Origin of the sequence: Pseudomonas sp. SID14000 (assembly GCF_002165135.1) — a bacterium.
Taxonomy (GTDB): Bacteria; Pseudomonadota; Gammaproteobacteria; order Pseudomonadales; family Pseudomonadaceae; genus Aquipseudomonas.
The window spans coordinates 1-808 of record NZ_NFZQ01000057.1; the positions used below are offsets into that span (position 1 = coordinate 1).

The 808-nt window shown below is 69.4% G+C and carries 1 protein-coding gene; it reads left to right on the forward strand.

Annotated elements, in window-relative coordinates:
• A partial coding sequence (locus CAY82_RS26780) for a hypothetical protein (protein ID WP_087503448.1) occupies positions 1 to 808 on the forward strand: 808 nt, incomplete at both ends.

Consider the following 808-nt stretch of genomic DNA (forward strand, 5'->3'; position numbering starts at 1 on the left):
CGGGGGAGGAAGCGTTCAACCGCGCTGCCGCCCAGCTCTCGCTGCCGGTGAAGGCTTGGGTCGTACTGACGCACAGCTCGGCGGTCGGGCGGCTCGACCAGTCGGTCTGCGTTCGCAATGCGTTCGGAGATGTCTACGACTATGCGTTGTGCCCGTCCTCCGAGGAGGTCCGCGACTATGCGCGGGTGCTGGTCGGCGAGGTCGCCCGGCAGACCGGCGTCGAGGCGATGGTGCTCGAGGCGTGCGGGCCGATGGGGGTCGGGCACCTCGGCGCGCACGAGAAGACGGCCGGTGCCGATTGGTCTTCCGCCGACCAGGCCTTGTTGGCGATCTGCTTCTGCTCAGCCTGTACTACGTCGTACGCGGTGGCTGGTCTGGAGTCGACCCGGCTGGCGGCGCTGGTGTGTCAGGGAATCGGGGGCGCTGCCGTCTCGGTGGAGGATGCGATCGGGGCTGAGGCGAAGGTGGTACTGGAGGTTCGTCGCCGGGCCGCTGGCCTGCTGAGGGATGCGGTCGTAGCCGAGGCGCGGGCGGCCGGAGTACGGGAGCTCTCGTTGCATGCGGCGACTGATGCCTGGGCGACCGGGCCTGCCGCTGCTGTCGATTCGGTTGCCGATGGCATCGATAGTTTCATCGCTCCTGCTTGGGAGTTGACCGGTGCGGGGGTTGGGCGCGTGCAGGACCTGCGCCGGCTGGGGTGTGAGCGGATCGGCGCGTATGTGACCGCGCTCCCGCCGCTACCCCCGCACGCCGACACGTTGGCGACGCATTGGCAGTCGCTGCTCGCAGCGGGTGCGACCGACCTGCA